This window comes from Xanthobacter sp. YC-JY1 (assembly GCF_021730305.1).
Lineage (GTDB): Bacteria > Pseudomonadota > Alphaproteobacteria > Rhizobiales > Xanthobacteraceae > Xanthobacter > Xanthobacter flavus.
Genome location: NZ_CP032674.1, coordinates 2,782,648 through 2,804,290, shown reverse-complemented (window position 1 = coordinate 2,804,290; position 21,643 = coordinate 2,782,648). Strand labels below are relative to the sequence as shown.

22 protein-coding genes and 1 pseudogene are annotated in these 21,643 nt (G+C 67.5%); 18 read left to right on the top strand and 5 right to left on the bottom strand.

The window, feature by feature from the left end:
* Positions 1–62: 62 nt before the first annotated feature.
* Positions 63–1,313, bottom strand: coding sequence for a tyrosine--tRNA ligase (gene tyrS / locus D7006_RS13085; protein WP_237353287.1), 1,251 nt, complete (start codon positions 1,311–1,313; stop codon positions 63–65).
* A 102-nt stretch (positions 1,314–1,415) separates the two neighbouring features.
* On the opposite strand from tyrS, the gene D7006_RS13080 reads away from it, so the two are divergent.
* On the top strand, positions 1,416–2,525 hold the full coding sequence (locus D7006_RS13080; RefSeq protein WP_237353286.1) for an anhydro-N-acetylmuramic acid kinase: 1,110 nt from the start codon (positions 1,416–1,418) through the stop codon (positions 2,523–2,525).
* A gap of 59 nt (positions 2,526–2,584) precedes the next feature.
* Here the strand turns inward: D7006_RS13080 and D7006_RS13075 are convergent, their stop codons facing one another.
* The gene (locus D7006_RS13075) at positions 2,585–3,247 is read right to left on the bottom strand and encodes an alpha/beta hydrolase (RefSeq protein ID WP_168458004.1); all 663 of its coding nucleotides are present in this window, start codon (positions 3,245–3,247) and stop codon (positions 2,585–2,587) included.
* Positions 3,248–3,629: 382 nt separating this feature from the next.
* Here D7006_RS13075 and D7006_RS13070 point away from each other — a divergent pair, with 382 nt between their 5' ends.
* From D7006_RS13070 to D7006_RS13020, 11 genes and pseudogenes are all read left to right on the top strand, one after another.
* Positions 3,630–4,802, top strand: a complete 1,173-nt coding sequence (locus tag D7006_RS13070; protein WP_237356908.1) for a cysteine desulfurase family protein — start codon at positions 3,630–3,632, stop codon at positions 4,800–4,802.
* Between the two features lie 78 nt (positions 4,803–4,880).
* Positions 4,881–6,353, top strand: coding sequence for a Fe-S cluster assembly protein SufB (gene sufB / locus D7006_RS13065; RefSeq protein WP_237353285.1), 1,473 nt, complete (start codon positions 4,881–4,883; stop codon positions 6,351–6,353).
* 92 nt (positions 6,354–6,445) lie between these two features.
* The gene (sufC, locus tag D7006_RS13060; protein WP_237353284.1) at positions 6,446–7,195 is read left to right on the top strand and encodes a Fe-S cluster assembly ATPase SufC; all 750 of its coding nucleotides are present in this window, start codon (positions 6,446–6,448) and stop codon (positions 7,193–7,195) included.
* Positions 7,196–7,206: 11 nt separating this feature from the next.
* Positions 7,207–8,535 carry a Fe-S cluster assembly protein SufD gene (gene sufD / locus D7006_RS13055; protein ID WP_237353283.1) on the top strand — a complete coding sequence of 443 codons (1,329 nt, stop codon included), beginning with the start codon at positions 7,207–7,209 and terminating at the stop codon, positions 8,533–8,535.
* Between the two features lie 138 nt (positions 8,536–8,673).
* Positions 8,674–9,921: a cysteine desulfurase gene (locus tag D7006_RS13050; RefSeq protein ID WP_169120039.1), complete on the top strand. Its 1,248-nt coding sequence runs from the start codon at positions 8,674–8,676 to the stop codon at positions 9,919–9,921.
* Complete coding sequence (locus D7006_RS13045) at positions 9,918–10,292, top strand: SUF system Fe-S cluster assembly protein (RefSeq protein ID WP_169120041.1); 375 nt, start codon at positions 9,918–9,920, stop codon at positions 10,290–10,292. Before D7006_RS13050 ends, D7006_RS13045 begins: the two co-directional genes overlap by 4 nt.
* 9 nt (positions 10,293–10,301) lie before the next feature.
* Positions 10,302–10,745 (top strand): VOC family protein, encoded by a 444-nt coding sequence (locus D7006_RS13040; RefSeq protein WP_237353282.1) that lies wholly within the window; start codon positions 10,302–10,304, stop codon positions 10,743–10,745.
* A gap of 496 nt (positions 10,746–11,241) precedes the next feature.
* Positions 11,242–12,564 carry a proline--tRNA ligase gene (proS, locus tag D7006_RS13035; protein WP_237353281.1) on the top strand — a complete coding sequence of 441 codons (1,323 nt, stop codon included), beginning with the start codon at positions 11,242–11,244 and terminating at the stop codon, positions 12,562–12,564.
* On the top strand, positions 12,561–13,862 hold the full coding sequence (locus D7006_RS13030; RefSeq protein ID WP_169120047.1) for a lipoprotein-releasing ABC transporter permease subunit: 1,302 nt from the start codon (positions 12,561–12,563) through the stop codon (positions 13,860–13,862). Before proS ends, D7006_RS13030 begins: the two co-directional genes overlap by 4 nt.
* Positions 13,862–14,446, top strand: a pseudogene (locus D7006_RS13025) (ABC transporter ATP-binding protein); the annotation flags it as partial. The gene D7006_RS13030 and the pseudogene D7006_RS13025, both read left to right, overlap by 1 nt.
* 229 nt (positions 14,447–14,675) lie before the next feature.
* The gene (locus D7006_RS13020) at positions 14,676–15,476 is read left to right on the top strand and encodes a YdcF family protein (RefSeq protein ID WP_237353279.1); all 801 of its coding nucleotides are present in this window, start codon (positions 14,676–14,678) and stop codon (positions 15,474–15,476) included.
* A gap of 1 nt (position 15,477) precedes the next feature.
* Here the strand turns inward: D7006_RS13020 and D7006_RS13015 are convergent, their stop codons facing one another.
* Entirely contained in the window at positions 15,478–15,780 is a 303-nt protein-coding gene (locus D7006_RS13015) for a DUF3253 domain-containing protein (RefSeq protein ID WP_237353278.1), read from the bottom strand.
* Between the two features lie 220 nt (positions 15,781–16,000).
* Between D7006_RS13015 and D7006_RS13010 the strand changes: the two genes are divergently transcribed.
* The 4 genes from D7006_RS13010 to D7006_RS12995 all read left to right on the top strand — a co-directional run bounded on the left by D7006_RS13010 (position 16,001) and on the right by D7006_RS12995 (position 19,089).
* Entirely contained in the window at positions 16,001–16,138 is a 138-nt protein-coding gene (locus D7006_RS13010) for a hypothetical protein (RefSeq protein WP_169120055.1), read from the top strand.
* Between the two features lie 223 nt (positions 16,139–16,361).
* A complete protein-coding gene (locus D7006_RS13005; protein WP_237353277.1) occupies positions 16,362–17,381 on the top strand; it encodes a hypothetical protein in 1,020 nt (339 codons plus the stop codon).
* Positions 17,382–17,390: 9 nt separating this feature from the next.
* A complete protein-coding gene (locus D7006_RS13000) occupies positions 17,391–17,825 on the top strand; it encodes a DUF1489 family protein (RefSeq protein WP_237353276.1) in 435 nt (144 codons plus the stop codon).
* Between the two features lie 106 nt (positions 17,826–17,931).
* Positions 17,932–19,089, top strand: a complete 1,158-nt coding sequence (locus D7006_RS12995) for a hypothetical protein (RefSeq protein WP_237353275.1) — start codon at positions 17,932–17,934, stop codon at positions 19,087–19,089.
* Between the two features lie 53 nt (positions 19,090–19,142).
* Here D7006_RS12995 and D7006_RS12990 read toward each other — a convergent pair whose 3' ends face one another.
* Both D7006_RS12990 and thiD read right to left on the bottom strand, forming a co-directional pair.
* Positions 19,143–19,757, bottom strand: coding sequence for a helix-turn-helix domain-containing protein (locus tag D7006_RS12990; protein ID WP_024278838.1), 615 nt, complete (start codon positions 19,755–19,757; stop codon positions 19,143–19,145).
* Positions 19,758–19,863: 106 nt separating this feature from the next.
* Positions 19,864–20,676: a bifunctional hydroxymethylpyrimidine kinase/phosphomethylpyrimidine kinase gene (gene thiD, locus D7006_RS12985; RefSeq protein WP_237356907.1), complete on the bottom strand. Its 813-nt coding sequence runs from the start codon at positions 20,674–20,676 to the stop codon at positions 19,864–19,866.
* Between the two features lie 123 nt (positions 20,677–20,799).
* On the opposite strand from thiD, the gene D7006_RS12980 reads away from it, so the two are divergent.
* Both D7006_RS12980 and D7006_RS12975 read left to right on the top strand, forming a co-directional pair.
* Positions 20,800–21,036 (top strand): Lrp/AsnC ligand binding domain-containing protein, encoded by a 237-nt coding sequence (locus D7006_RS12980; protein ID WP_024278840.1) that lies wholly within the window; start codon positions 20,800–20,802, stop codon positions 21,034–21,036.
* Positions 21,037–21,275: 239 nt separating this feature from the next.
* Entirely contained in the window at positions 21,276–21,500 is a 225-nt protein-coding gene (locus tag D7006_RS12975) for a hemin uptake protein HemP (protein ID WP_237353274.1), read from the top strand.
* The last annotated feature ends 143 nt before the right edge of the window (positions 21,501–21,643 follow it).

The window sequence follows — 21,643 nt, the reverse complement described above, 5'->3', positions numbered from 1 at the left end:
TGGGCCACGGCTCTCCTTCCGCTCCGCTCCAGTCGGCCGAGGCAAGAGAGCGGCCCCGCGCCTCACACCGGCTTCAGCAGCACGTGCTTCTTCTTGCCCATGGAGAGCTTCACCACGCCCTCGGGGGTGAGCGCGGCAAGGTCGATGGACGCCTTTTCGTCGGTCACGGCGGCGTCGTTCACCCTGAGGCCCCCGCCCTTGATCTGGCGGCGCGCCTCGCTGGTGGAAGCGACGAGGCCGGCCTCCACGAAGGCGTTGGCAACGGGAAGGCCCGCCTCCAGCTTCGCCCGCGGCAGCTCCACGGTGGGCAGGTCCACGGCCAGCGCGCCCTGCTCGAAGGTGGTGCGGGCGGTCTCCTTGGCCTTCTCGGCGGCCTCGCGGCCGTGCAGGAGCGCGGTCGCCTCGGTGGCGAGCACCTCCTTGGCGATGTTGATTTCCTGCCCCTGAAGGGCGGCGAGGCGGGCAATCTCGTCCAGCGGCAGCTCGGTGAAGAGCTTCAGGAACCGCTCCACGTCCGCATCGCCCGCATTGCGCCAGTACTGCCAGTACTCGTAGGGGCTCAGAAGGTCGGCATCGAGCCACACGGCGCCGCCGGCGGTCTTGCCCATCTTGGCGCCGGAGGAGGTGGTGAGCAGCGGGGTCGTCAGCGCGAAGAGGTCGGCGCCGTGCATGCGGCGGCCCAGCTCCATGCCGTTGACGATGTTGCCCCACTGGTCGGAGCCGCCCATCTGCAGCATGCAGCCGTGGCGCCGGTTCAGCTCCACGAAGTCATAGGCCTGCAGGATCATGTAGTTGAATTCGAGGAAGGTGAGCGGCTGCTCGCGTTCCAGGCGCAGCTTCACCGAATCGAACGTCAGCATCCGGTTGATGGTGAAATGCGGCCCCACCTCGCGCAGGAGGGGGATGTATTTCAGCTCGTCCAGCCAGCCCGCATTGTTCTCCATGATGGCGCCGCCGTCGAAATCGAGGAAGCGCGCGAAGACCTTGCGGATGGACGCGATGTTGTCCGAAATCTGCTGGTCCGTCAGCATCTTGCGGGCTTCGTCCTTGCCGGACGGGTCGCCGATCTTGGTGGTGCCGCCGCCCATGAGCGCGATCGGCCGGTGGCCGGTGCGCTGGAGGGTGCGCAGCATCATGATGGAGAGCAGGTGCCCCGCATGCAGGCTCGATGCGGTGGCGTCGAAGCCGATATAGGCGGTGATGGGCCCTTCCGCGGCCTTGGCATCGAGGCGCTCAAGGTCCGAGCACTGGTGGATGTAGCCGCGCTCGGAGAGGGTGCGCAGGAAGTCGGAGCGGAAGGAAGGAGAAGTCATCACGCAGATTCAGGCTTGAGGCTGGCGCTCACGCGCCGGAAAGGAGCGGTGGTGTATCAGGTCCGGCGCAAGAATGCATGTGCGTGAGGCGAGGGGGCGGATATGCGTGTGGTCGGGCTGATGAGCGGCACCTCCATGGACGGCATCGACGCCGCCTTGATCGAGACCGATGGCGAGAGCGTCGCCTGGCTCGGCTGCGCCATCACCCGCCCCATCGACGCCAAGACCCGCGCCCTCCTCGTCACCGCCATGGAGGATGCGCGCGGCGTGAACCATCGCGACGACCGGCCGGGCGCGCTGGCGGAAGCCGAGCGGCGCATCACCGATCTCCACGCCGAGGCGGTGCGCGCGCTGCTGGAGCCGCTGCGGCTCACACCCGGCGACATCGACCTCGTGGGCTTCCACGGCCAGACGGTGATCCACCGCCCCGATGCGCGCCTCACCGTGCAGATCGGCGAGGGCCAGCGGCTGGCCACGGCTTTGGGCATCCCGGTCGTGGCGGATTTCCGCGCGGCGGACGTGGCGGCGGGCGGGCAGGGGGCGCCGCTGGTGCCGGTGTTCCATCAGGCGCTGGTGCGGCGGCTCACCCTCCCGCAGCCGGTAGCGGTACTGAATGTGGGCGGGGTCGCCAATGTCACGGTCATCGATGGCGATGCCCCGCCCATCGCCTGCGATACCGGGCCGGGCAATGCCCTGATCGACGATTTCCTCAAAGAGCGGACCGGCGTGCCCTTCGATGCGGACGGGCGGGCGGCGGCGCGGGGGCGGGTGGACGAGGAGCGTGTCGCAGCGGTGCTGGCGGACCCCTTCTTCCAGCTGCCGCCCCCCAAGTCGCTGGATCGCAATGCCTTCCGCCGTGCGGCCACGGAGCGGATGGGGCTGGCGGGCCTGTCCGTCGAGGATGGCGCGGCGACGCTGACGGCGCTCACAGCGGCGACCGTCGCGGCCATCGTGCCGTTTTTGCCCCGGCCTCCTTCGGTGTGGATCGTCGCAGGGGGCGGTGCGCGCAACCCGACGCTGCTCGCAATGCTGGCCGAGCGCCTCAATGCCGAGGTGCGCACGGCCGACCGGGTGGGGTGGTCCGGCGATGCGCTGGAGGCCCACGCCTTCGGCTATCTCGCCGCGCGCTCCCTGCGGGGGCTGCCGCTGACCTTTCCGACCACCACGGGGGTGGCCGCGCCGATGACGGGCGGGGTGCTGTTCCGGCCGTAAGGGGCCCCAAAACGAAAACGGCGCGCCGAAGCGCGCCGTTCAAGCGGGGAGAGCCGCGCTCAGGCGGCGCTGTCCTTGCGGGTGCCGGGCAGGCGCTTGTCGAGATAGGTGCCGACCACGCCCATCAGCTCTTCGGTCTTGCCGTCGAAGAAGTGGTTGGCGCCGGGCACCACCTGCTGCTCGATGACGATGCCCTTCTGGGTCTTCAGCTTCTCCACCAGCGTCTGCACCGCGGAGGTGGGCACCACCGCATCCTTGTCGCCATGGACGAATAGGCCGGAGGAGGGGCAGGGCGCGAGGAAGGAGAAGTCGTAGAGGTTCGCCGGCGCAGCGATGGAGATGAAGCCCTCCACCTCCGGGCGGCGCATCAGCAGCTGCATGCCGATCCACGCGCCGAAGGAGAAACCGGCGATCCAGCAGGCGCGGGCGTCCGGGTTGACCGACTGCGCCCAGTCAAGCGCGGCGGCGGCGTCCGAAAGCTCGCCCTGGCCGTGATCGAACGAGCCCTGCGAGCGGCCGACGCCGCGGAAGTTGAAGCGCAGCACCGAGAAGCCGCGGTTCACGAACTGGTAGTACAGATTGTACACGACCGGATTGTTCATCGTCCCGCCGAACTGCGGGTGGGGATGAAGAATGATGGCAATGGGCGCGTTGCGGGTCTTGGCGGGCTGGTAGCGGCCTTCGAGGCGCCCCTTTTCGCCGGGGAAGATCACTTCTGGCATGGAAGTCTGCAACCTCTGGGTAGCAATGACGCGCGGCGCTCTTTCGTCCTGGCGGACGACGGGTCCGGCGCGGAACCCGTCAGCATGACCCTGTCGACTTGACGCCGGAACGGTAATGCTTGACTAACGGACGCGCGAGACCTATCTATTTAGAATAATTCTAATTTGTTCCCGGCGGCTGCGCGAACCGATGGGCGCTGCGTTGTGAGAACGGGTGAAGTTTGTCCTATGACGGAGATCGCCGGCAATTGCAAGCCTGGCACGGGTCGCGGGTGCGTTTGGCACATGCGGCCGGGAGGCGGAGATGAGCGCGGGCGACGGGTCGCGGCAGATGGGTACCTTCGCGGGCACGGTTGAGGCGACCATCGCTTCCCGCCCGCCGGTGCCTCGCCGCGCCTATCTCGATCATAACGCCACGAGCCCCCTTCGGCCCGAGTCCCGCGCCGCGCTGGTCGCCGCGCTGGATGCCGGCGGCAATGCTTCTTCCGTCCATGCCGAAGGCCGCGCCGCGCGCGCCCGCATCGAGGCCGCCCGTGCGGCCGTTGCGGCTTTGGCGGGGGCGCCTGCCCGGGGCGTGGTCTTCACCTCCGGCGCCACCGAGGCGGCGGCACTGGCGCTGCATCCCGCCGTCGAGATCGCCGGCCGGGCCAAGCCCTGCGACGTGCTGCTGGCGAGCGCCGTGGAACACCCGGCTGTGCTCAAGGGCCACCGTTTCCCCTCCGACGCGCTGGAGATCCTGCCGGTGGACGGCGAGGGGCGGCTCGATCTCGCCGCGCTGGCCAAGGCCCTTGCCCGCCATCGCGCCGCTGGGCGTCGCGCCATGCTCGCGGTGATGGCGGCGAACAACGAGACCGGCGTGCGCCAGCCCGTGGCCGAGGCGGCGCGGTTGGTGCATGAGGCGGATGGCATCGTCTTCTGCGACGCAGTGCAGGCCGCCGGGCGCATTCCGCTGGACATGGCGGCCCTCGGCGCCGACTTCCTCGCGTTTTCCGCCCACAAGATTGGTGGCCCGCCCGGTGTCGGCGCGCTGGTGGCGGCGGGGCCGGACCATCGGACCGCGCCACTTCTGTCCGGCGGCGGGCAGGAGCGTAACCGGCGTGCGGGCACCGAGAATGGGCCGGCCATCGTCGGCTTCGGCGCGGCCGCAACTGCCGTCAAGGCAGCGCTTTCCGCGGAGGCGGAGCGGCTTACCGTACTGCGCGACCGGCTGGAACGGGCGGTGCTGGAGGGCGTTCCTGGAACACGCCTTGTGGGCTCGGGCGCCGATCGGCTGCCCAATACCGTGATGGTCACATTCGCCGGACTTCGGGCCGAGACACTGGTGATCGCGCTGGACCTCGCCCACGTAAGCATCAGTGCGGGCTCGGCCTGCTCCTCCGGGAAGGTCGGCGGGTCGCAGGTGCTGCTGGCCATGGGACTGCCCGAGGACGAGGCGGCCGGCGCCATTCGCCTGTCGCTCGGCTGGTCGAGCACCATCGAGGATGTGGATGCCGCGGTCGAAGCCTTGAAAAAGGCCGTGCCGCAGCTGAGAAGCCGCGCTTCGCGCGCGGCGTAGGGAATTACGCCGCGCATCATGCGCGGCACACGGACTTGACCCGCGGGCCTTGACCCCGCGTGGGAGAGGAGAAGAGAGATGCCTGCGGTTCAGGAGACCGTCGAACGCGTCCGCGCGATCGACGTGGATCAGTACAAGTACGGTTTCGTCACCGACATCGAGAGCGAGAAGGCCCCCAAGGGCCTGTCGGAAGACACCGTTCGCTATATCTCCGCCCGGAAGAACGAACCCGAGTGGATGCTGGAATGGCGGCTCGACGCCTACCGGCGCTGGCTCACCATGGAAGAGCCCACCTGGGCGCGGGTGAGCTACCCGAAGATCGATTTCCAGGACTATTATTATTACTCGGCCCCCAAGGCGGCGCCGAAGTCCATCGACGAGATCGACCCGGAAATCCTCAAGACCTACGAGAAGCTCGGCATCCCCCTGCGCGAGCGCGACGCGCTGCTCGGCATCCAGCGCGAGGGCGGCTCCAAGGTGGCGGTGGATGCGGTGTTCGACAGCGTGTCGGTCGCCACCACCTTCAAGGAGGAGCTGGCCAAGGCGGGCGTGATCTTCATGCCCATCTCGGAGGCGATCCGCGAGCATCCCGAGCTGGTGAAGAAGTATCTCGGCTCGGTCGTGCCGGTGTCCGACAATTTCTACGCCACGCTCAACTCGGCGGTCTTCTCGGACGGCTCCTTCGTCTATGTGCCGAAGGGCGTGCGCTGCCCGATGGAGCTTTCCACCTATTTCCGCATCAACGAGCGCAACACCGGCCAGTTCGAGCGCACCCTCATCATCGCCGATGAAGGTGCCTATGTGAGCTATCTGGAAGGCTGCACCGCGCCCCAGCGCGACGAGAACCAGCTGCACGCCGCTGTCGTCGAACTGGTGGCGATGAAGGATGCGGAGATCAAGTATTCCACCGTCCAGAACTGGTATCCCGGCGACAAGGACGGCAAGGGCGGCATCTACAATTTCGTCACCAAGCGCGGCGATTGCCGGGGCGACAATTCCAAGATCTCCTGGACGCAGGTGGAGACCGGCTCGGCCATCACCTGGAAGTATCCGAGCTGCATCCTGCGCGGCGACAACTCGCAGGGTGAGTTCTATTCCATCGCCATCTCCAACGGCCACCAGCAGGTGGATTCGGGGACGAAGATGATCCACCTCGGCAAGAACACGTCGAGCCGGATCATCTCCAAGGGCATCGCCGCTGGGCACTCGGACAACACCTATCGCGGGCTGGTCTCGGCCCACCGCAAGGCGACGGGCGCACGCAATTTCACCAATTGCGACTCGCTCCTCATCGGCGATCTCTGCGGGGCGCACACGGTGCCCTACATGGAGGCCAAGAACGCCTCGGCCCAGTTCGAGCACGAGGCGACCACCTCCAAGATTTCCGAGGACCAGCTCTTCTACTGCCTCCAGCGCGGCCTTTCGCAGGAGGAGGCGGTGGCGCTCATCGTCAACGGCTTCGTGCGCGACGTGCTCCAGCAACTGCCCATGGAGTTCGCCGTGGAGGCGCAGAAGCTGATCGCCGTGAGCCTGGAAGGCTCGGTGGGCTGACGAACCGGCCGGCGCGCTGCCGGCCTCCCCGTTTCTCGCGCAGCGCGTCCCTTGGGCCGCAGCCGCGCGGATCGACATTTCAAGGACCGACCATGCTCGAAATCCGCAATCTCCATGCCCGCATCGGCGAGAACGAGATTCTCAAGGGCCTCGACCTCACCATCCCGGATGGCGAGGTGCATGCCATCATGGGGCCGAACGGCTCCGGCAAGTCCACGCTCTCCTACGTCCTCTCGGGCAAGCCCGACTATGAGGTGACGGACGGCAGCGTGAGCTTCGACGGCGCGGACCTGCTGGCGCTGGACGCCGACGCGCGTGCGGCGGCGGGCGTCTTCCTCGCCTTCCAGTACCCCATCGAGATTCCCGGCGTCGCCAACATGACGTTCCTGCGCGCGGCCATGAACGCCCAGCGCAAGGCCCGCGGCGAGGAGGAAATCTCCACGCCCGACTTCCTGAAGCTGGTGCGCGCCAAGGCGCCGGACCTCGGCATCTCCCAGGACATGCTCCGGCGCGGCGTCAATGTCGGCTTCTCCGGTGGCGAGAAGAAGCGCAACGAGATCCTGCAGATGGCCCTGCTGGAGCCCAAGCTCTGCATTCTCGACGAGACCGATTCCGGCCTCGACATCGACGCGCTGAAGGTGGTCGCCCACGGCGTGAACGCCCTGCGTTCGCCGAAGCGCTCGATGCTGGTCATCACCCATTACCAGCGCCTGCTCGACCACATCGTGCCGGACGTGGTGCATGTGATGCACAAGGGCCGCATCGTCCGCTCCGGCGGGAAGGAGCTGGCGCTGGAGCTGGAAGAGTCCGGCTATGCCGCCTATGCGCAGGACGCAGCGTGAGGGACGGCACCATGACCATCAACGTCCGTCCCGCCCGAACGGCGGCGGAAGAGGCGATCGCCGCCGCGCTTGAGGCGTCGATCACCGCTGAGGCGGGGCAGGGGCGCATCCCCGAGGTCCGCCGCGCCGCCCGCGACGCCTTCCTGTCCCACGGCCTGCCCAGCCGCCGCGTGGAAGAGTGGAAGTACACCGACCTGCGCGCCGCCGTGCGCGACTTCCCCAACTGCGCCCCCGCTCCGGGTGCGATGGAGGAGGCCGAGGCCGCGCCGCTCGTGCCGTCGCTGCCCAATGCCGGCCGCATCCTGTTCGTGAACGGCGTGCTCTCCCGCGCCGGCTCGGACTTCGCGGCGCTCTCGGAAGGCGTCACCGCCTTGCCGCTGGATGCCGCCATCGCCGCCGGTGATCCGCTGGCCGATCGCATCAATGCCCTGTCGCCGAGCCGCTATGACGGGCCGCTCGCCCTCAACACCGGGTTTCTCGGGGAGGGCGTCGCGCTCCGCGTCGATGCCGGGGTGAAGGCCGCACGGCCCGTTCACATCGCCCACGCCTTTCCGGGCGTCGAGGCCGTCGCCGGCTTCACCCGCACCGTCGTGGTGGTGGGTGCTGGCGCCGAGGTGACACTGGTGGAGACCTTCGCCGGGCGTGATGGCGTCGCCTACCAGTCCAACCATGCGGTGGAGCTGGTGGTGGGCGACGGTGCCATCGTGAATCTCGTGCGCATCCAGGAGGAGGGCGACGCCGCCTTCCACTTCGGCACCCTCATGCTGGAGCTGGGCCGCGAGGCGAAGCTGAACCTGTTCGCCCTCGCCCAGGGCGCGGCATTGGCGCGCTACAATGTCTATGGCCGCTTCGAGGGCACCGGCGCCCATGCCGGCATCCGCGGCGCGACCCTCGCCCGCGGCCGCCAGCATTCGGACACGACGCTGGTCATCGACCATGCGGTGGCGGGGGGCGAGAGCCGCGAGCTGTTCAAGACTGTGCTCGCGGACGAGTCCCACGGCGTGTTCCAGGGCAAGATCGTGGTGCGCCGTGCCGCCCAGAAGACCGACGGGCGGATGATGAGCCAGTCGCTCCTCCTGTCCGACCGCGCCGAGATGGACAACAAGCCGGAGCTGGAAATCTTCGCCGACGATGTCCAGTGCGGCCACGGCGCCACCGCCGGTGCCCTCGACCGCTCCATGCTGTTCTACCTGCGCTCACGCGGACTGCCGGAGAAGGAAGCCGAGATGCTCCTCATCCAGGCCTTCCTCGGCGAGGCGGTGGAATATGTGGAGGATGCCGACCTGCGCGACCTGCTGATCGAACGGATCTCCGGCTGGCTGGAAAAGCGGGCGGTTTAGGCCGCACACCGTCATCCTCCGGCGGGGCCGGAGGATCCACGGCGCCGCCGGGCCAGCGGATGGATGGGCCCTCCGGTCGAGCCGGAGGGCGACGTCGGACACGACATTTCTTGAGACGATTGCCAGAAGGATTTGGCCATGACCAAGCCCCACCCCGCCGTCGCCGATGGCTCCTTCGACGTGGAGCGGGTGCGCGCGGACTTTCCGGCCCTGTCGCTGGAGGTGAACGGCCATCCGCTCACCTATCTCGACAACGCCGCCTCGGCGCAGAAGCCGCGGCAGGTGATCGACCGCATGGTGACCGCCTATGAGCGGGAATATTCCAACGTCCATCGCGGCCTGCACTATCTCGCCAACGCCGCCACCGAGGCGTTCGAGCATGCCCGCGAGACGGCGCGCGCCTTCCTGAATGCCGGCAGCATCGACGAGATCATCTTCACCCGCTCGGGCACAGGCGCCATCAACACGGTGGCCTCTTCCCTCGGCCAGTCCATCGAGGCGGGCGACGAGATCGTGCTCTCCATCATGGAGCACCATTCCAACATCGTGCCGTGGCACTTCCTGCGCGAGCGCAAGGGCGCCGTCATCAAGTGGGCGCCGGTACGGGAGGATGGCTCCTTCGACCTCGACGCCTTCAAGGCTCTGCTCGGCCCGCGCACCAAGATCGTCGCCATCACCCACATGTCCAACGTGCTCGGCACGGTGACGCCCATCAAGGAGATCGCCGCGGCGGCCCATGCCGTTGGCGCCAAGGTGGCGGTGGATGGCTGCCAGGCCATCGTCCACATGCCGGTGGACGTGCGCGACCTCGATGTCGATTTCTACGCCGTCACCGGCCACAAGCTCTATGCCCCCACCGGCATCGGCCTGCTCTACGGCAAGAAGGAATTGCTGGAGGCCATGCCTCCCTATGAGGGCGGCGGCGAGATGATCCGCGAGGTGACGGAGGAGACCGTCACGTACGGGGTACCTCCGCACCGCTTCGAGGCTGGAACACCTCCAATTGTGCAGGCCATCGGCCTTGGCGCTGCAATGGAATATGTCCAGTCCATCGGCCGCGAGCGCATCGCCGCGCACGAGCACGATCTTTCAGCCTATGCCCACGAACGCCTGCGGGCGCTCAATTCCCTGCGGATCATCGGCACCGCGGCGGACAAGGGCGCCATCATTTCCTTCGAGATGAAGGGCGCCCATCCCCACGATGTGGCCACCATCATCGACCGTTACGGTGTCGCGGTAAGGGCTGGCACCCATTGCGCACAGCCGCTTTTGGCACGATATGGTGCCACAGCGACGTGCCGCGCATCCTTTGCCCTTTACAACACGCGCGCCGACGTGGACCGTCTCGTGGACGCCCTCGTCAAGGCGCAGGATTTGTTCGCATGACCGATACCAAGTCGATCGAGGCGCCGAACCAGCCGCAGATCCAGTCTTCCATTCCGGAAGCGGAGCTTGCGCGGCTCACCGACGACATCGTGGTCGCCCTCAAGACGGTCTATGACCCCGAGATTCCCGTGGACATCTATGAGCTTGGCCTGATCTACAAGGTCGATATCTCGGATGCCCGCACCGTTGCTGTGGAGATGACGCTCACCACGCCCAACTGCCCCGCCGCGGCTGAGCTGCCCGGCATGGTGGAGAGCGCCGTCGCCGCCGTTGCCGGCATCTCGGACGTGAAGGTGGACATCACCTTCGATCCGCCGTGGGACCAGGGCCGCATGTCCGAGGAAGCCCGCGCCACGCTCAACCTCTGGTGAGGGCGGAGCGTGGCTGACGGGGAGGGGACTTCGCGCACCGCGCCGCCCCTCGGCCGGGTGCTTGAAACCGGTCTCTACGTGGATGATCTCGACCGGGCGCGCGGCTTCTATGAAGGCGTGCTCGGCCTCGTGCCCATGCTCTCCGATGATCGCTTCGTCGCCTACCCCATCGGCGGCACCGTCCTGCTGCTGTTCCTGCGTGGATCGGCCGATACGGCCATTGCGTTGCCCTTCGGCGGTGAGATTCCCCCGCACGATGGCGCCGGCCGCCTGCACTTCGCCTTTTCCGCCGAAGCCGCCGACATGGAACGCTGGCGCGCGCACCTCACGGCGCACGGCGTCGCCATCGAGGGCGAGGTGGGCTGGCCGAAGGGCTCCACGAGCCTCTATTTCCGCGATCCGGACGGAAACCTTGCGGAGATCGCCAGCCCCGGGCTCTGGAAGAATTATTAGGGCAGGGGGCGAACGGGCGATTCTCGGGCTGGATCAGTCCTGATGGCCCTGGCCCTGCCAAAGACAGGCAGGCCCCGAAGAAGCGGGTCCAAAGAAAAAGGCGAGGCCCCGTGCGGGCCTCGCCTTTTCAATCCACGGGTCCAGCGCTGCCTGCAGATCTAAGTCCGCTTCTGGTGGCTGCGCGGCCAATCCGTGATGCCGATTCCGTATGCGCCATAGAGGCGGCCGTCGGTCGGCTTTTTCTTACCTCTCCTCCCGAGACCTGGACCGCATTCACCGCCGTCTGGCCGGCTGGTGACGGTCCCCTTTCTTGTGCGCGGTGAAAATAGAACAAGAATCTGTCGTTTGTCATCCTTGCGCCGCAATAAGTCGTTCGCTGCGCCGCAATATGGTTGCAGGGCACCGCATTCGCGCCACCGCCCTTGTGTTTTGGCCGCCCTTCCGCTTTCACTCCCGCCAGCCTGATTTCCCTCCGCACGAGAGTCCGAGCCACCCGATGCGACTGTCCCGCTATTTCCTTCCCATTCTGCGCGAGGTGCCCAAGGAGGCGGAGATCGTCTCGCACCGGCTGATGCTGCGCGCCGGCATGATCCGGCAGGAATCGGCCGGCATCTACGCCTGGCTGCCGTTCGGCCATCGCGTGCTGAACAAGGTCTGCAACATCATCCGCGAGGAGCAGAATCGCGCCGGCGCCATCGAGATGCTGATGCCGACCATCCAGTCGGCGGACCTCTGGCGCGAGAGCGGGCGCTATGATGACTACGGCAAGGAGATGCTGCGCATCCGCGACCGGCACGACCGCGAGATGCTGTTCGGCCCCACCAACGAGGAGATGATCACCGAGATCGTCCGCGCCTATGTGAAGTCGTACAAGGCGCTGCCCCTCAACCTCTATCACATCCAGTGGAAATTCCGGGACGAGGTGCGCCCGCGCTTCGGCGTCTACCGCTCGCGCGAGTTCCTGATGAAGGACGCCTATTCCTTCGATCTCGACGCGGCCGGCGCCCGCCATTCCTACAACAAGATGTTCGTCGCTTATCTGCGCACCTTCGCCCGCATGGGCCTGAAAGCGATTCCGATGGTGGCGGACACAGGACCGATCGGCGGCAATCTCTCCCACGAGTTCATCATCCTCGCCTCCACCGGCGAGAGCGAGGTGTTCTGCCATGGCGACTATCTCGACATGGCGCCGCCCCCCGCCGATGTGAACTTCGACGATCCGGCCGGCCTGCAGAGCGTGTTCGACCGCTGGACGCAGCTTTATGCCGCGACCTCCGAGAAGCACGACACGGCGGCCTTCGAGGCCATTCCCGAGGGGCGCCGCCTCGCCGCGCGCGGCATCGAGGTGGGCCACATCTTCTATTTCGGCACCAAGTATTCCGAGCCCTTCGGCGCCAAGGTGCTGGGCCCGGACGGCAAGGAGCACACCATTCACATGGGTTCCTACGGCATCGGCCCCTCGCGCCTCGTGGCGGCCATGATCGAGGCGTCTCACGATGACAACGGCATCATCTGGCCGGACGCCGTGGCGCCCTTCCAGGTGGGCATCCTGAACCTCAAGGTCGGCGACAGCGCGACCGATACCGCCTGCGGCGCCCTTTACGCGGAATTGACCGCCGCCGGTTACGACGTGCTGTACGACGACACCGAGGAGCGCGCCGGTGCCAAGTTTGCCACTGCCGATCTCATCGGCCTGCCGTGGCAGATCCTGGTCGGGCCCAAGAGCCTCGCCGAGGGCAAGGTGGAACTGAAGCGCCGGGTGGACGGCTCGCGCGAGCTGATCGCGCCGAGCGACATTGTGGAGAGGCTGAAGGCATGACGGCAACCCATGCGGCGGCGGCGAGGGCAGGCGGGGACACCACCGGTACGCGCCCCTTCGCGCCGTTCGAGTGGATGCTGTCGTTGCGTTACCTGAGAGCCCGCCGCAAGGAGGGCTTCATCTCGGTCATCGCCGGCTTCTCCTTCCTCGGCATCATGCTGGGGGTGGCGACGCTCATCATCGTCATGGCGGTGATGAACGGGTTCCGGCAGGAGCTGCTGGGCAAGATCCTCGGCCTCAACGGCCATGTGCTGGTGCAGCCGCTGGAAAGCCCGCTCACCGACTACAAGGCGGTGGCCGCGCGCATCGCCGCGCTCAACGGCATCCGCCTCGCGGTGCCGCTGGTGGAAGGGCAGGCGCTCGCCTCCTCGCCCTTCGGCGCCTCGGGCGTGCTGGTGCGCGGCATGGCGGAGAAGGATCTGCGCGGGCTGCCCTCGGTCGCCCACAATATCCGCCAGGGCACGCTGGAGAATTTCGACCAGGGGCAGGGCATCGCCATCGGCAAGCGCCTCGCTGATCAGCTGTCCCTGCGTGCGGGCGACAACATCACCCTCGTCGCCCCGCGCGGCGCGGTGACGCCCATGGGCACCTCGCCGCGCATCAAGGTCTACAAGATCGCCGCGGTGTTCGAGGTGGGCATGTCGGAATATGACAGCGCCTTCGTCTTCATGCCGCTGCCGGAGGCGCAGGCCTATTTCAACCGCAATGGCGACGTGAACGCCATCGAGGTCTATCTCGACAATCCCGACGACGTGGGCGAGCTGCGCGCCGCCATCCAGAGCGCGGCGGAGCGGCCGGTTTATCTCGTCGACTGGCGGGTGCGGAACGCCACCTTCTTCGGCGCCCTGCAGGTGGAGCGGAACGTGATGTTCCTCATCCTTACGCTGATCGTGCTGGTGGCGGCGCTCAACATCGTCTCCGGCCTCATCATGCTGGTGAAGGACAAGGGGCACGACATCGCCATCCTGCGTACCATGGGCGCCACGCAGGGCTCCATCATGCGCATCTTCTTCATCACCGGCGCCTCCATCGGCGTGGTGGGGACGCTGTCGGGGCTGCTGCTGGGCGTGATCGTGTGCCTCAACATCGAGAGCATCCGCCAGTTCATCTCCTGGCTGACCTCCACCGAGCTTTTCTCGCCCGAGCTGTATTATCTCTCCCGCCTGCCGGCGCAGATGAACTTCGGCGAGACCTCTTCCGTGGTGCTGATGGCGATGGCGCTCTCTTTCCTGGCCACGCTCTATCCGTCCTGGCGGGCCGCCCGGCTCGATCCGGTGGAAGCCCTGAGGTACGAGTGATGGACATGCCCACCCCGTCCGAAGGCCGCACCGCCGGCCGCGCCCCCGGCGCCCGGCCCCAGTTCGCCCTCGCGCTGTCCGGCGTGGTGCGGCGCTACGCGCAGGGGCAGGGAGCGCTGGAGATCCTGCGCGGCGCCGACCTCGGCATCACCCACGGCCAGTCGGTGGCGCTCGTCGCGCCGTCCGGCTCCGGCAAGTCCACCCTGTTGCACATTGCCGGCCTGCTGGAGCATTCGGACGCTGGCGAGGTGTTCATCGACGGCGCGCCCACCGCCCGCCTGCCGGATGCCGAGCGCACCCGCATCCGCCGCCTCTCCATCGGCTTCGTCTACCAGTTCCATCATCTCCTGCCTGAGTTCACGGCGCTGGAGAACGTGGCCATGCCGCAGATGATCCGTGGCCTCGGCAAGAAGGAAGCGGAGGCGCGGGCCAAGGAGTTGCTCTCCTATCTCGGCCTCGGCGCCCGCCTCACGCACCGGCCGTCGGAGCTTTCCGGTGGCGAACAGCAGCGCGTGGCCATCGCCCGTGCGCTGGCCAATGCGCCGCGGCTGCTGCTGGCCGACGAGCCCACCGGCAACCTCGACCCCAAGACGTCGGACCACGTGTTCGGCGCCATGTCGGAGCTGGTGCGGGCCACCGGCGTCGCTGCCTTGATCGCCACCCACAATCTCGACCTCGCCGCCCGGATGGACCGGCGCGTCACCCTGCGCGAAGGCAAGGTGGTCGAGCTGGCCTGACTGGGTCTGGGGCGTCCCCACCGAGATCACCGATCCCTCTCGCCTTTCCGGGGCGGCGGCATTCTGCGGAAGTGGTATGGATTCCTTCTTCACCCTCTCCAAGCTGTTCTGGTTCGCCATCGCGCCGTCGAACGCGCTGGTGCTGCTCGGCGGCCTTGGCCTCGTCCTGGCGCTCGCCAGGACCCGGCGCGCGGGCATGGGCCTGCTGGCCGTTTCGGTGATCGGGTGGGCGGTGCTGGGCTTCTCACCGATCGCGAACTATCTGCTTAACCCGTTGGAGGAGCGCTTCCCCATCTATCGCGGCGACGGGCCGGTGACGGGCGTCATCATCCTGGGCGGTGCGGAGGTGCCGGAGGTGGGGCTGGCGCGCGGCGTCCCCGCCTTCGCCAATGCCGGGGAGCGGGCCATTGCTTTCGGCGCCCTGGCGCGGAAGCATCCGGAGGCGCGCCTCGCGTTCATCGGCGGCAGCGGACAGCTGTTCTCTGACGGCGTCGCCTCGGAGGCGCGGATGATGCAGATTACGCTGCCGGACCTCGGCATCGCCCCGGACCGTGTAGAATACGAGGTAAACTCCCGCAACACCGCGGAAAATGCCGAGTTTTCCAAGGAGATGCTGAAGCCGTCGCCGGGCGAGCGCTGGCTGCTGGTGACGAGCGCGTTCCACATGCCCCGCGCGGTGGGCTGCTTCCGCAAGGCGGGCTTCGATGTCGTTCCTTACCCGGTCGATTTCCGCACCATCGGCCCCAGCCAGCTGAACGACACCTTCTCGCGCGCCGCCAGCGGGCTCGATGTGGCCGACGTGTCGGTGAAGGAATGGGTTGGGCTCGTCGCCTACTATCTCTCGGGCAAGACCAGCGCGCTGTTTCCGGCGCCGTAAGCTATTCGTCCCGCGGCAGGCCGATGCGGTAGACACCACGGAAATCGGCCGGGTCCACCGCCTTGCCCTTGCGGTAGATTATCAGCCGGCCCTCCAGCGCGAGGCGGACCGCCACGCGGCGCACCACCGGAAGCGCCCGCTGCCATTCGTCCTTGGGCATCAGCGCCAGCGCCGCATCCATGGGGCCGATGGTCTTGCCCGGCCCGGCCTCGCCGGCGAGGCGCAGGACCAGCGCAACGGCGACCTCCTCGTCGGGCAGAGGGGAGGGGCTGGTGGTCGAATCGGAGGTGCGGCTGGTGGTCATGGGGAAGTCCTAACCCATCGGAGCGGATTTTCGCACGGGCAAACCCGGCTGCGTCCGGATCGGCGGCCTGTGGATTGCGGCAGTCTTTGTTCCCGCATGCGAGCCGTTCGCACAAAGCATGGCGCAGGGCTTGTCGGAGCGGTCATAAATTCTTAATGAATGTTGCGTTGCGGGACGCTCGTCGTGCCGCGGGGACACGTCGAAAGAGCCGCTATCCATCATGGATCTCAGCCAAGGTTATGCCCATCGCCGCTCCTGCTGGGGCGTCGCGCGCACTGCGCTTGCTGTCTTTCTGGTCGCCGTCGCGGTGATCTATCTCTACGGGGGCTTCGAGGCTTCCGCGCTCCGGCCCCACTGAACGCGGCGGCCGCCGGGAAACACCGGGCGGCTTCGCGGGCGTAGGGCTCGGGTTTTCCTTTACCATGGGACTTGCGCGCCGGTGCGCCGCGTTGCCTTTGGGCGGCGGACCGGACAATGATCCGCGCCCCGACCGGCGACCGTAGGCGTATCGTGGGGGCGGGAACCGGAACAGGGACGCAGGCGTTCGCCCGCGTCCCAAGTGCTGCGTCGCGGAGGGCGCCATGTTGGAATGGATGGACCGGACGCTCAGCATTCTGAACAGCAATTTCGATGTGCCGGGCTGGGTTGTGCTCGCGGCCATGGTCGTAGGCGCCGTATTCGTCTTCGTGCTGTTCGTGCGGTCGGAGCCCAATGAAAACCCGCTGACCCTGCTCGTGCTCATCGGCATCCTGCTTGGGGGCCTGTCAGTCGGCAGCGCCATGGTCAAGCAGATCATCCAGGCCGCCTCCATCTCGGAGGCGCGTGCACTGGAAGCCCGAGCCTCCGGCCTTGATGCCGCCGCCGCGCAGACGGCGGCGCTTGGCTGCATCGGTGCCGATCCGTCCCTGACGGGGGTGTGCGAGGCGGTGCTGTTCGAGCGGCCGGATACCGTGGCCTCCGCCCGCTCCATGGTGCGTGCGCGCATGGCGCTGGTCGAGGATGCCTTCGAGTTCGTGCGCCGTCGCAAGGCCGACTACCTGACCGAGCGGATCATCGCCTGGCGCCGGCCGCTGGAGCAGGATCCCTACGGCCTCGTCGCCTCGGCGCTGGTGGACTTCTCCGGCTGCACGGTGAGCTACTGTCCGCAGGCCGCGATCTTCGGCGATCCCACCCACATCATCGCGAACATGAATGAGGGGCGGTACGCCAGCCTCATCGCCAAATACACCCCGGTGTGGGAGCGCAACGCGCGCAATCGCGGCATGACCGGCGGGCCGCCGCCGCGCACCGGCCCGTTCGGCATGCTACTGACGCAGCCCGATCCCGCCCACGCGGCCCAGCCCGGCGCGCCGGGCGCTCCCGCGGTGGCAGCGCCGGCTGCTGCTCCGGCGGCGGAAGATCCTGACGTGATCGCGGCCCCTCCCACCGCGCCCCTGCCGCCCGCTCGCCCCGCGCGCACCCCGGCGGCGCAGGCGACGCCACCGGCCAATCCGACGCCGCGCCCGGCCGCACCCCGGCCCCGGCCCCCGGCGCAGCCGGCGGCTCCGGCCGATGCCGAACCCGCGGCCGACGGCACCGGCGCCGGCGCGAACGGCCAGTAGCGCGGCGCAATGGCGCTTCACCTCATCAAGCTGTGCGTCGGGGCGACCTCCATCGCCGACCTCGAAGCCTGGATCGCCGACCGCGCCGACACCGCGCGGCGGGCCGGCGTTCCGTTCGAGCAGATCCACGTCACCCGCATGGTGCCGAGCCGCAAGGACGAGTTGATCGACGGCGGTTCGCTCTATTGGGTCATCAAGGGAGAGGTGGCGGCGCGCCAGCGCCTGCTCGATCTGCGCACCGTGGTCGATCCGGACGGGATACGCCGCTGCGGCCTCGTGCTGGACCCCGCCGTCATCCGCGTGGAGCCGCGGCCCTCGCGTCCCTTCCAGGGCTGGCGCTATCTCGCCGACAGGGAGGCGCCCCGCGATCTCGGCACCAGCGCCGGCGCAGCCGATCTGCCAGAAGCCCTCAGCCGCGAGCTGCGCGATCTGGGCCTTCTCTGAACGGGGCGGATGACGCTTGGTCATCTGCCGTTCATGAATCCTTCGCCATGGTCCGCCGCTGAAGCACCCGGTGCCCCCGCGCCCGGCGCCATCGAGGGAGATCGACATGACCATTCGCTTCGCGCCGGCCACATTCGCCTGTGCCGCCGGCCTGTGCGCCGCGAGCCTGTTGGCCTCCGGCGCGGCGCTGGCCCAGCAGAGCCAGGCGCTGAAGGAGATTCCCGCCGACAAGGCGAAGCTCACCGGCGCCATGACGGTGGACTACAATTCCCGCTCCATGCGCTCGACCAGCGGCACCGACCTCTACGAGATCAGCGACCTCTCGGTGGCCGACCTGATGATCCTGAAGGGCTCGGTGCAGCGCACGCCAGGCAAGAGCCTCGTCTATTCCGTGAAGTTCGACGTCATCAACCCGTCCAACCCCTCCCAGGTGGCGCGGGAGGTGGCGATCCTGCGCGGTGACCTGCAGATCGATGCCAACGGCCGCTACATTCCGGACGCCGGACGGTTGCGCATCGACGTGGTGAAGGGCAACCAGACCTCCTCGCCCTTCGGCGGCTCCATCCAGGGCCGCAACGTGACGCGCTGGTGGGAGGTGGCCGAGCAGCTCCGCCGGGCGCAGAAGGAGGCGGACAAGATTTATTCGCGCATGGTCGACGGCAAGGTGGTGTCGATCCAGGTGAAGAACCCCGATCCGCTGCGCTTCGAGCGCACCCAGCTCGCGGCCGGCCCCTTCTCCTTCCTCCCGGACGTGCGGGTCTCCGGCAACCTCGATTACGATTATGAGCTCGGCAACTGGCTGACCGACGCCAATGGCGTGACCTTCGCCTACACCGTCGCCGACAAGTCCTTCACCGACCGCGTGTCCGGCTCGATCCGCTTCGTGGAGGAGAACGGCAACTTCACCGACAAGGCCGGCAAGAAGAAGCCCTATACCGGCTATTACGAGTACAATTTGCGCTGGAACGAGCAGGCGGTGAACACCGACCAGTCCTTCTTCGACGCCAACGCAGCACAGGCGCAGTCCGACGCCTTCTTCTCGTCCGCGGACCAGTCCAAGCCCGGCCTCTATGGCCGTGTCTTCTACAATGACAGCGAGGACGCCTGCAAAAGGGTGAAGGGCGACAACGGCCGGGACAAGTGCGTCGGCCCCACCCGCTCGGAAGTGACGTGGGACCTGAAGGCCGAGAAGCTGACCTATGCGCAGCTCGCCAACTGGGTGAAGCTGGAAATGCTCATCCTGGGCCCGCTGACCGACGAGTGAGCTGATCCGGCACGAAGGGGAGGGGGTGACCCTCCCCGTTCACGCCCGCATGGTCACTCCAGAACCGCGGCCTTGAGCAGGCACACCATGAAGGCGCGGGCGGGCGCGCCGGAGCGGTTGCGGATGACATGGCGGCGGTCGCAGCGGTAGCGCACCGTCTCGCCTTCCTTCACCGTCTCCACCTGCCCCGCCACGTCCACTTCCAGCGTGCCGGCGATGACGGTGAGGCATTCCACCGACCCGCGCTGGTGCCCGTCCGAATCGAGCTCGCCGCCAGGCGCGGCTTCCATGTCGTAATATTGGAGCCACTCCACCGTCTTGATCCACCCGATGATGGACAGGCGCACCAGTCCGTCCTCGGAGAGGAGGATCGGCGTATCGGCGCGGGAGAGCTTCTCCACGAAGGGCGCGTCGTCGGAGGAGGCGAGCACCCGCTCCACCGACATGTCCAGCGCCTGGGAGAGGCGCCACACGGTGGCCAGCGTCGGGTTGGTCTCGTTGCGCTCGATCTGGCTGATGATGGACTTCGCCACGCCGGACTGCTCGGCGAGGTCCGACAGGGACAGGTTATAGGCCTTGCGCAGGCGCTGGATGGTCTTGCCCAGCTGCCCGGTAATCACCTGGGCGCCGGTTTCGAGAGAGCTGCCCCCGCGTTCCCTGACGGCCATGCCCCAATATCCTTTCAACCGAACGAGCGTTCGCTTCGGCGGACGTTATCGTCCGGGCGCGCGGGATGGAAGGTGGAGGTACGACGAAGGTGCGATTTTCCGCCGCCTAGTCACGCCAGAGGTCGAAAAAGTGGTGCACCGGGCCATGGCTGGCGCCCACGTCGAGGCGGTCGGCGGCGGCGATGGCGCCGGTGATGTAGGCCTTGGCCTTCTCGACCGCCTCGGGCAGGTCGAGCCCGGATGCGAGCCCCGCGGCGATGGCGGACGAAAGGGTGCAGCCGGTGCCGTGGGTGTTGCGGGTGACATGGCGCGGGGCGGTGAAGCGCAGCGTGCCGTCCGTCGTGACGAGGAGGTCGGTGCTCTCAGGCCCCTCGCCGTGCCCGCCCTTCATCAGCACGGCACGGGCGCCGAGCGCGAGCAGCGCCGCGCCCTGGCGCTGCATCTCCTCTTCCGTCTGCGCGGCCTCGGTGCCAAGCAGCGCTCCGGCCTCCGGCAGGTTCGGCGTGATGAGGTCGGCGGCGGGAATGAGGATGGTGCGCAGGTCGTTGAGCGAATCGCCGCTCAGCAGCCGCGCCCCGGACGCCGCGACCATGACCGGATCGAGCACCACCGGCCGCGCCTTGTGGCGCGCCAGCCCCTCCGCCACCGTGCGGATGGCGCCCGGGCGCGAAAGCATGCCGATCTTCACCGCCTTCACCGCAAGATCGGAAAACACGGCATCCATCTGCGCGGCGATGAAATCATCCGGCACGTCGTGGATGGCGCTCACGCCCAGCGTGTTCTGCGCCGTGAGCGCGGTGATGACGCTGGCGCCATAGACGCCCAGCGCGGAGAAGGTCTTCAGGTCCGCCTGGATGCCGGCGCCGCCGCTCGAATCCGAGCCGGCGATGGTGAGGGCGATGGGAATGGGCCGGCTCATGGACGACGTGAGGCTCCGGTGGGCGGGGATGATCGAGCCGCCACCCTTGCCAGTCCCGGCGGATTTGTCCACCTTGGCGCGGCCCGCGAGGGCCTTCCGATCCCGCCGCCAGCGGAGCACGCCGTGGTTCCCTTCTTCGTCCAGATCAAGTGCCAGCTCGGGAAGTCCTACGAGGTGGCCGATGCCCTCGCCAATGCGGAGATCGCCTCCGAGATCTATTCCACGGCCGGCGAGTTCGACCTTCTGGTGAAGTTCTACGTGGAGCCCGGAACCGACATCGGCCACTACGTGAACCAGAAGGTGCAGACCATTCCTGGCATTCAGGACACCCGCACCATCATCACCTTCAAGGCCTTCTGACGCGCGCCCGCGCGCGCCGATTCCAAGCCTTCATTCGGGCCGGCCGCAGCGAACGCAGCGAAAGTTGCGGGCGCGCAGCCGCGTGTCCAGTACATCGCGCGCTTCGCGGGGATTGATCGCGGCCGCGTCATGGATTACTCAAGGATAAGTCGGTGGTATTCAAGTATTGAATGCTTCTAAAGTGAGCCGCGACCCGCAGCATTGGTCGTGGCTCGCTCCCGGATCTGGAGCGATTCAAAATGAACAGGCATGAACACGGGAGTTCTCATCTCGATAACGGCAAGGCTGGCGGCGAGTGGACCTTTCGTTCGTCGGATGACACCTGCCGGGCTATCCCCATGGTGGATGCGCAGCTCGACAGCCGGGATCTGTTCGCCGCGGGGCGCCTCGTGACCATCGCCCACGGCGAGCACACGTATCAGTTGCGGCTCACGGCGCAGAACAAGCTGATCCTGACCAAATAGGTCGGCCCGTTTCCCGATACCGTCTGAAACACCGACCCGCTTGAGCTTGGCCGGTGCCTTTCCTTCGCCGCGTTTGGTCTGCATGAGGGTGCGCCCCGGCGGAAAGGCTGCTTTTGCGCATGACCGTCCGGTCCTTTTCGGTG

Coding starts and splice junctions, on each gene's coding strand:
- tyrS (WP_237353287.1), bottom strand. CDS start 1,313: ATGACTTCTCCTTCCTTCCGCTCCGACTTCCTGCGCACCCTCTCCGAG.
- D7006_RS13080 (WP_237353286.1), top strand. CDS start 1,416: ATGCGTGTGGTCGGGCTGATGAGCGGCACCTCCATGGACGGCATCGAC.
- D7006_RS13075 (WP_168458004.1), bottom strand. CDS start 3,247: ATGCCAGAAGTGATCTTCCCCGGCGAAAAGGGGCGCCTCGAAGGCCGC.
- sufB (WP_237353285.1), top strand. CDS start 4,881: ATGCCTGCGGTTCAGGAGACCGTCGAACGCGTCCGCGCGATCGACGTG.
- sufC (WP_237353284.1), top strand. CDS start 6,446: ATGCTCGAAATCCGCAATCTCCATGCCCGCATCGGCGAGAACGAGATT.
- sufD (WP_237353283.1), top strand. CDS start 7,207: ATGACCATCAACGTCCGTCCCGCCCGAACGGCGGCGGAAGAGGCGATC.
- D7006_RS13050 (WP_169120039.1), top strand. CDS start 8,674: ATGACCAAGCCCCACCCCGCCGTCGCCGATGGCTCCTTCGACGTGGAG.
- D7006_RS13045 (WP_169120041.1), top strand. CDS start 9,918: ATGACCGATACCAAGTCGATCGAGGCGCCGAACCAGCCGCAGATCCAG.
- proS (WP_237353281.1), top strand. CDS start 11,242: ATGCGACTGTCCCGCTATTTCCTTCCCATTCTGCGCGAGGTGCCCAAG.
- D7006_RS13030 (WP_169120047.1), top strand. CDS start 12,561: ATGACGGCAACCCATGCGGCGGCGGCGAGGGCAGGCGGGGACACCACC.
- D7006_RS13020 (WP_237353279.1), top strand. CDS start 14,676: ATGGATTCCTTCTTCACCCTCTCCAAGCTGTTCTGGTTCGCCATCGCG.
- D7006_RS13015 (WP_237353278.1), bottom strand. CDS start 15,780: ATGACCACCAGCCGCACCTCCGATTCGACCACCAGCCCCTCCCCTCTG.
- D7006_RS13010 (WP_169120055.1), top strand. CDS start 16,001: ATGGATCTCAGCCAAGGTTATGCCCATCGCCGCTCCTGCTGGGGCGTC.
- D7006_RS13005 (WP_237353277.1), top strand. CDS start 16,362: ATGTTGGAATGGATGGACCGGACGCTCAGCATTCTGAACAGCAATTTC.
- D7006_RS13000 (WP_237353276.1), top strand. CDS start 17,391: ATGGCGCTTCACCTCATCAAGCTGTGCGTCGGGGCGACCTCCATCGCC.
- D7006_RS12995 (WP_237353275.1), top strand. CDS start 17,932: ATGACCATTCGCTTCGCGCCGGCCACATTCGCCTGTGCCGCCGGCCTG.
- D7006_RS12990 (WP_024278838.1), bottom strand. CDS start 19,757: ATGGCCGTCAGGGAACGCGGGGGCAGCTCTCTCGAAACCGGCGCCCAG.
- thiD (WP_237356907.1), bottom strand. CDS start 20,676: ATGAGCCGGCCCATTCCCATCGCCCTCACCATCGCCGGCTCGGATTCG.
- D7006_RS12975 (WP_237353274.1), top strand. CDS start 21,276: ATGAACAGGCATGAACACGGGAGTTCTCATCTCGATAACGGCAAGGCT.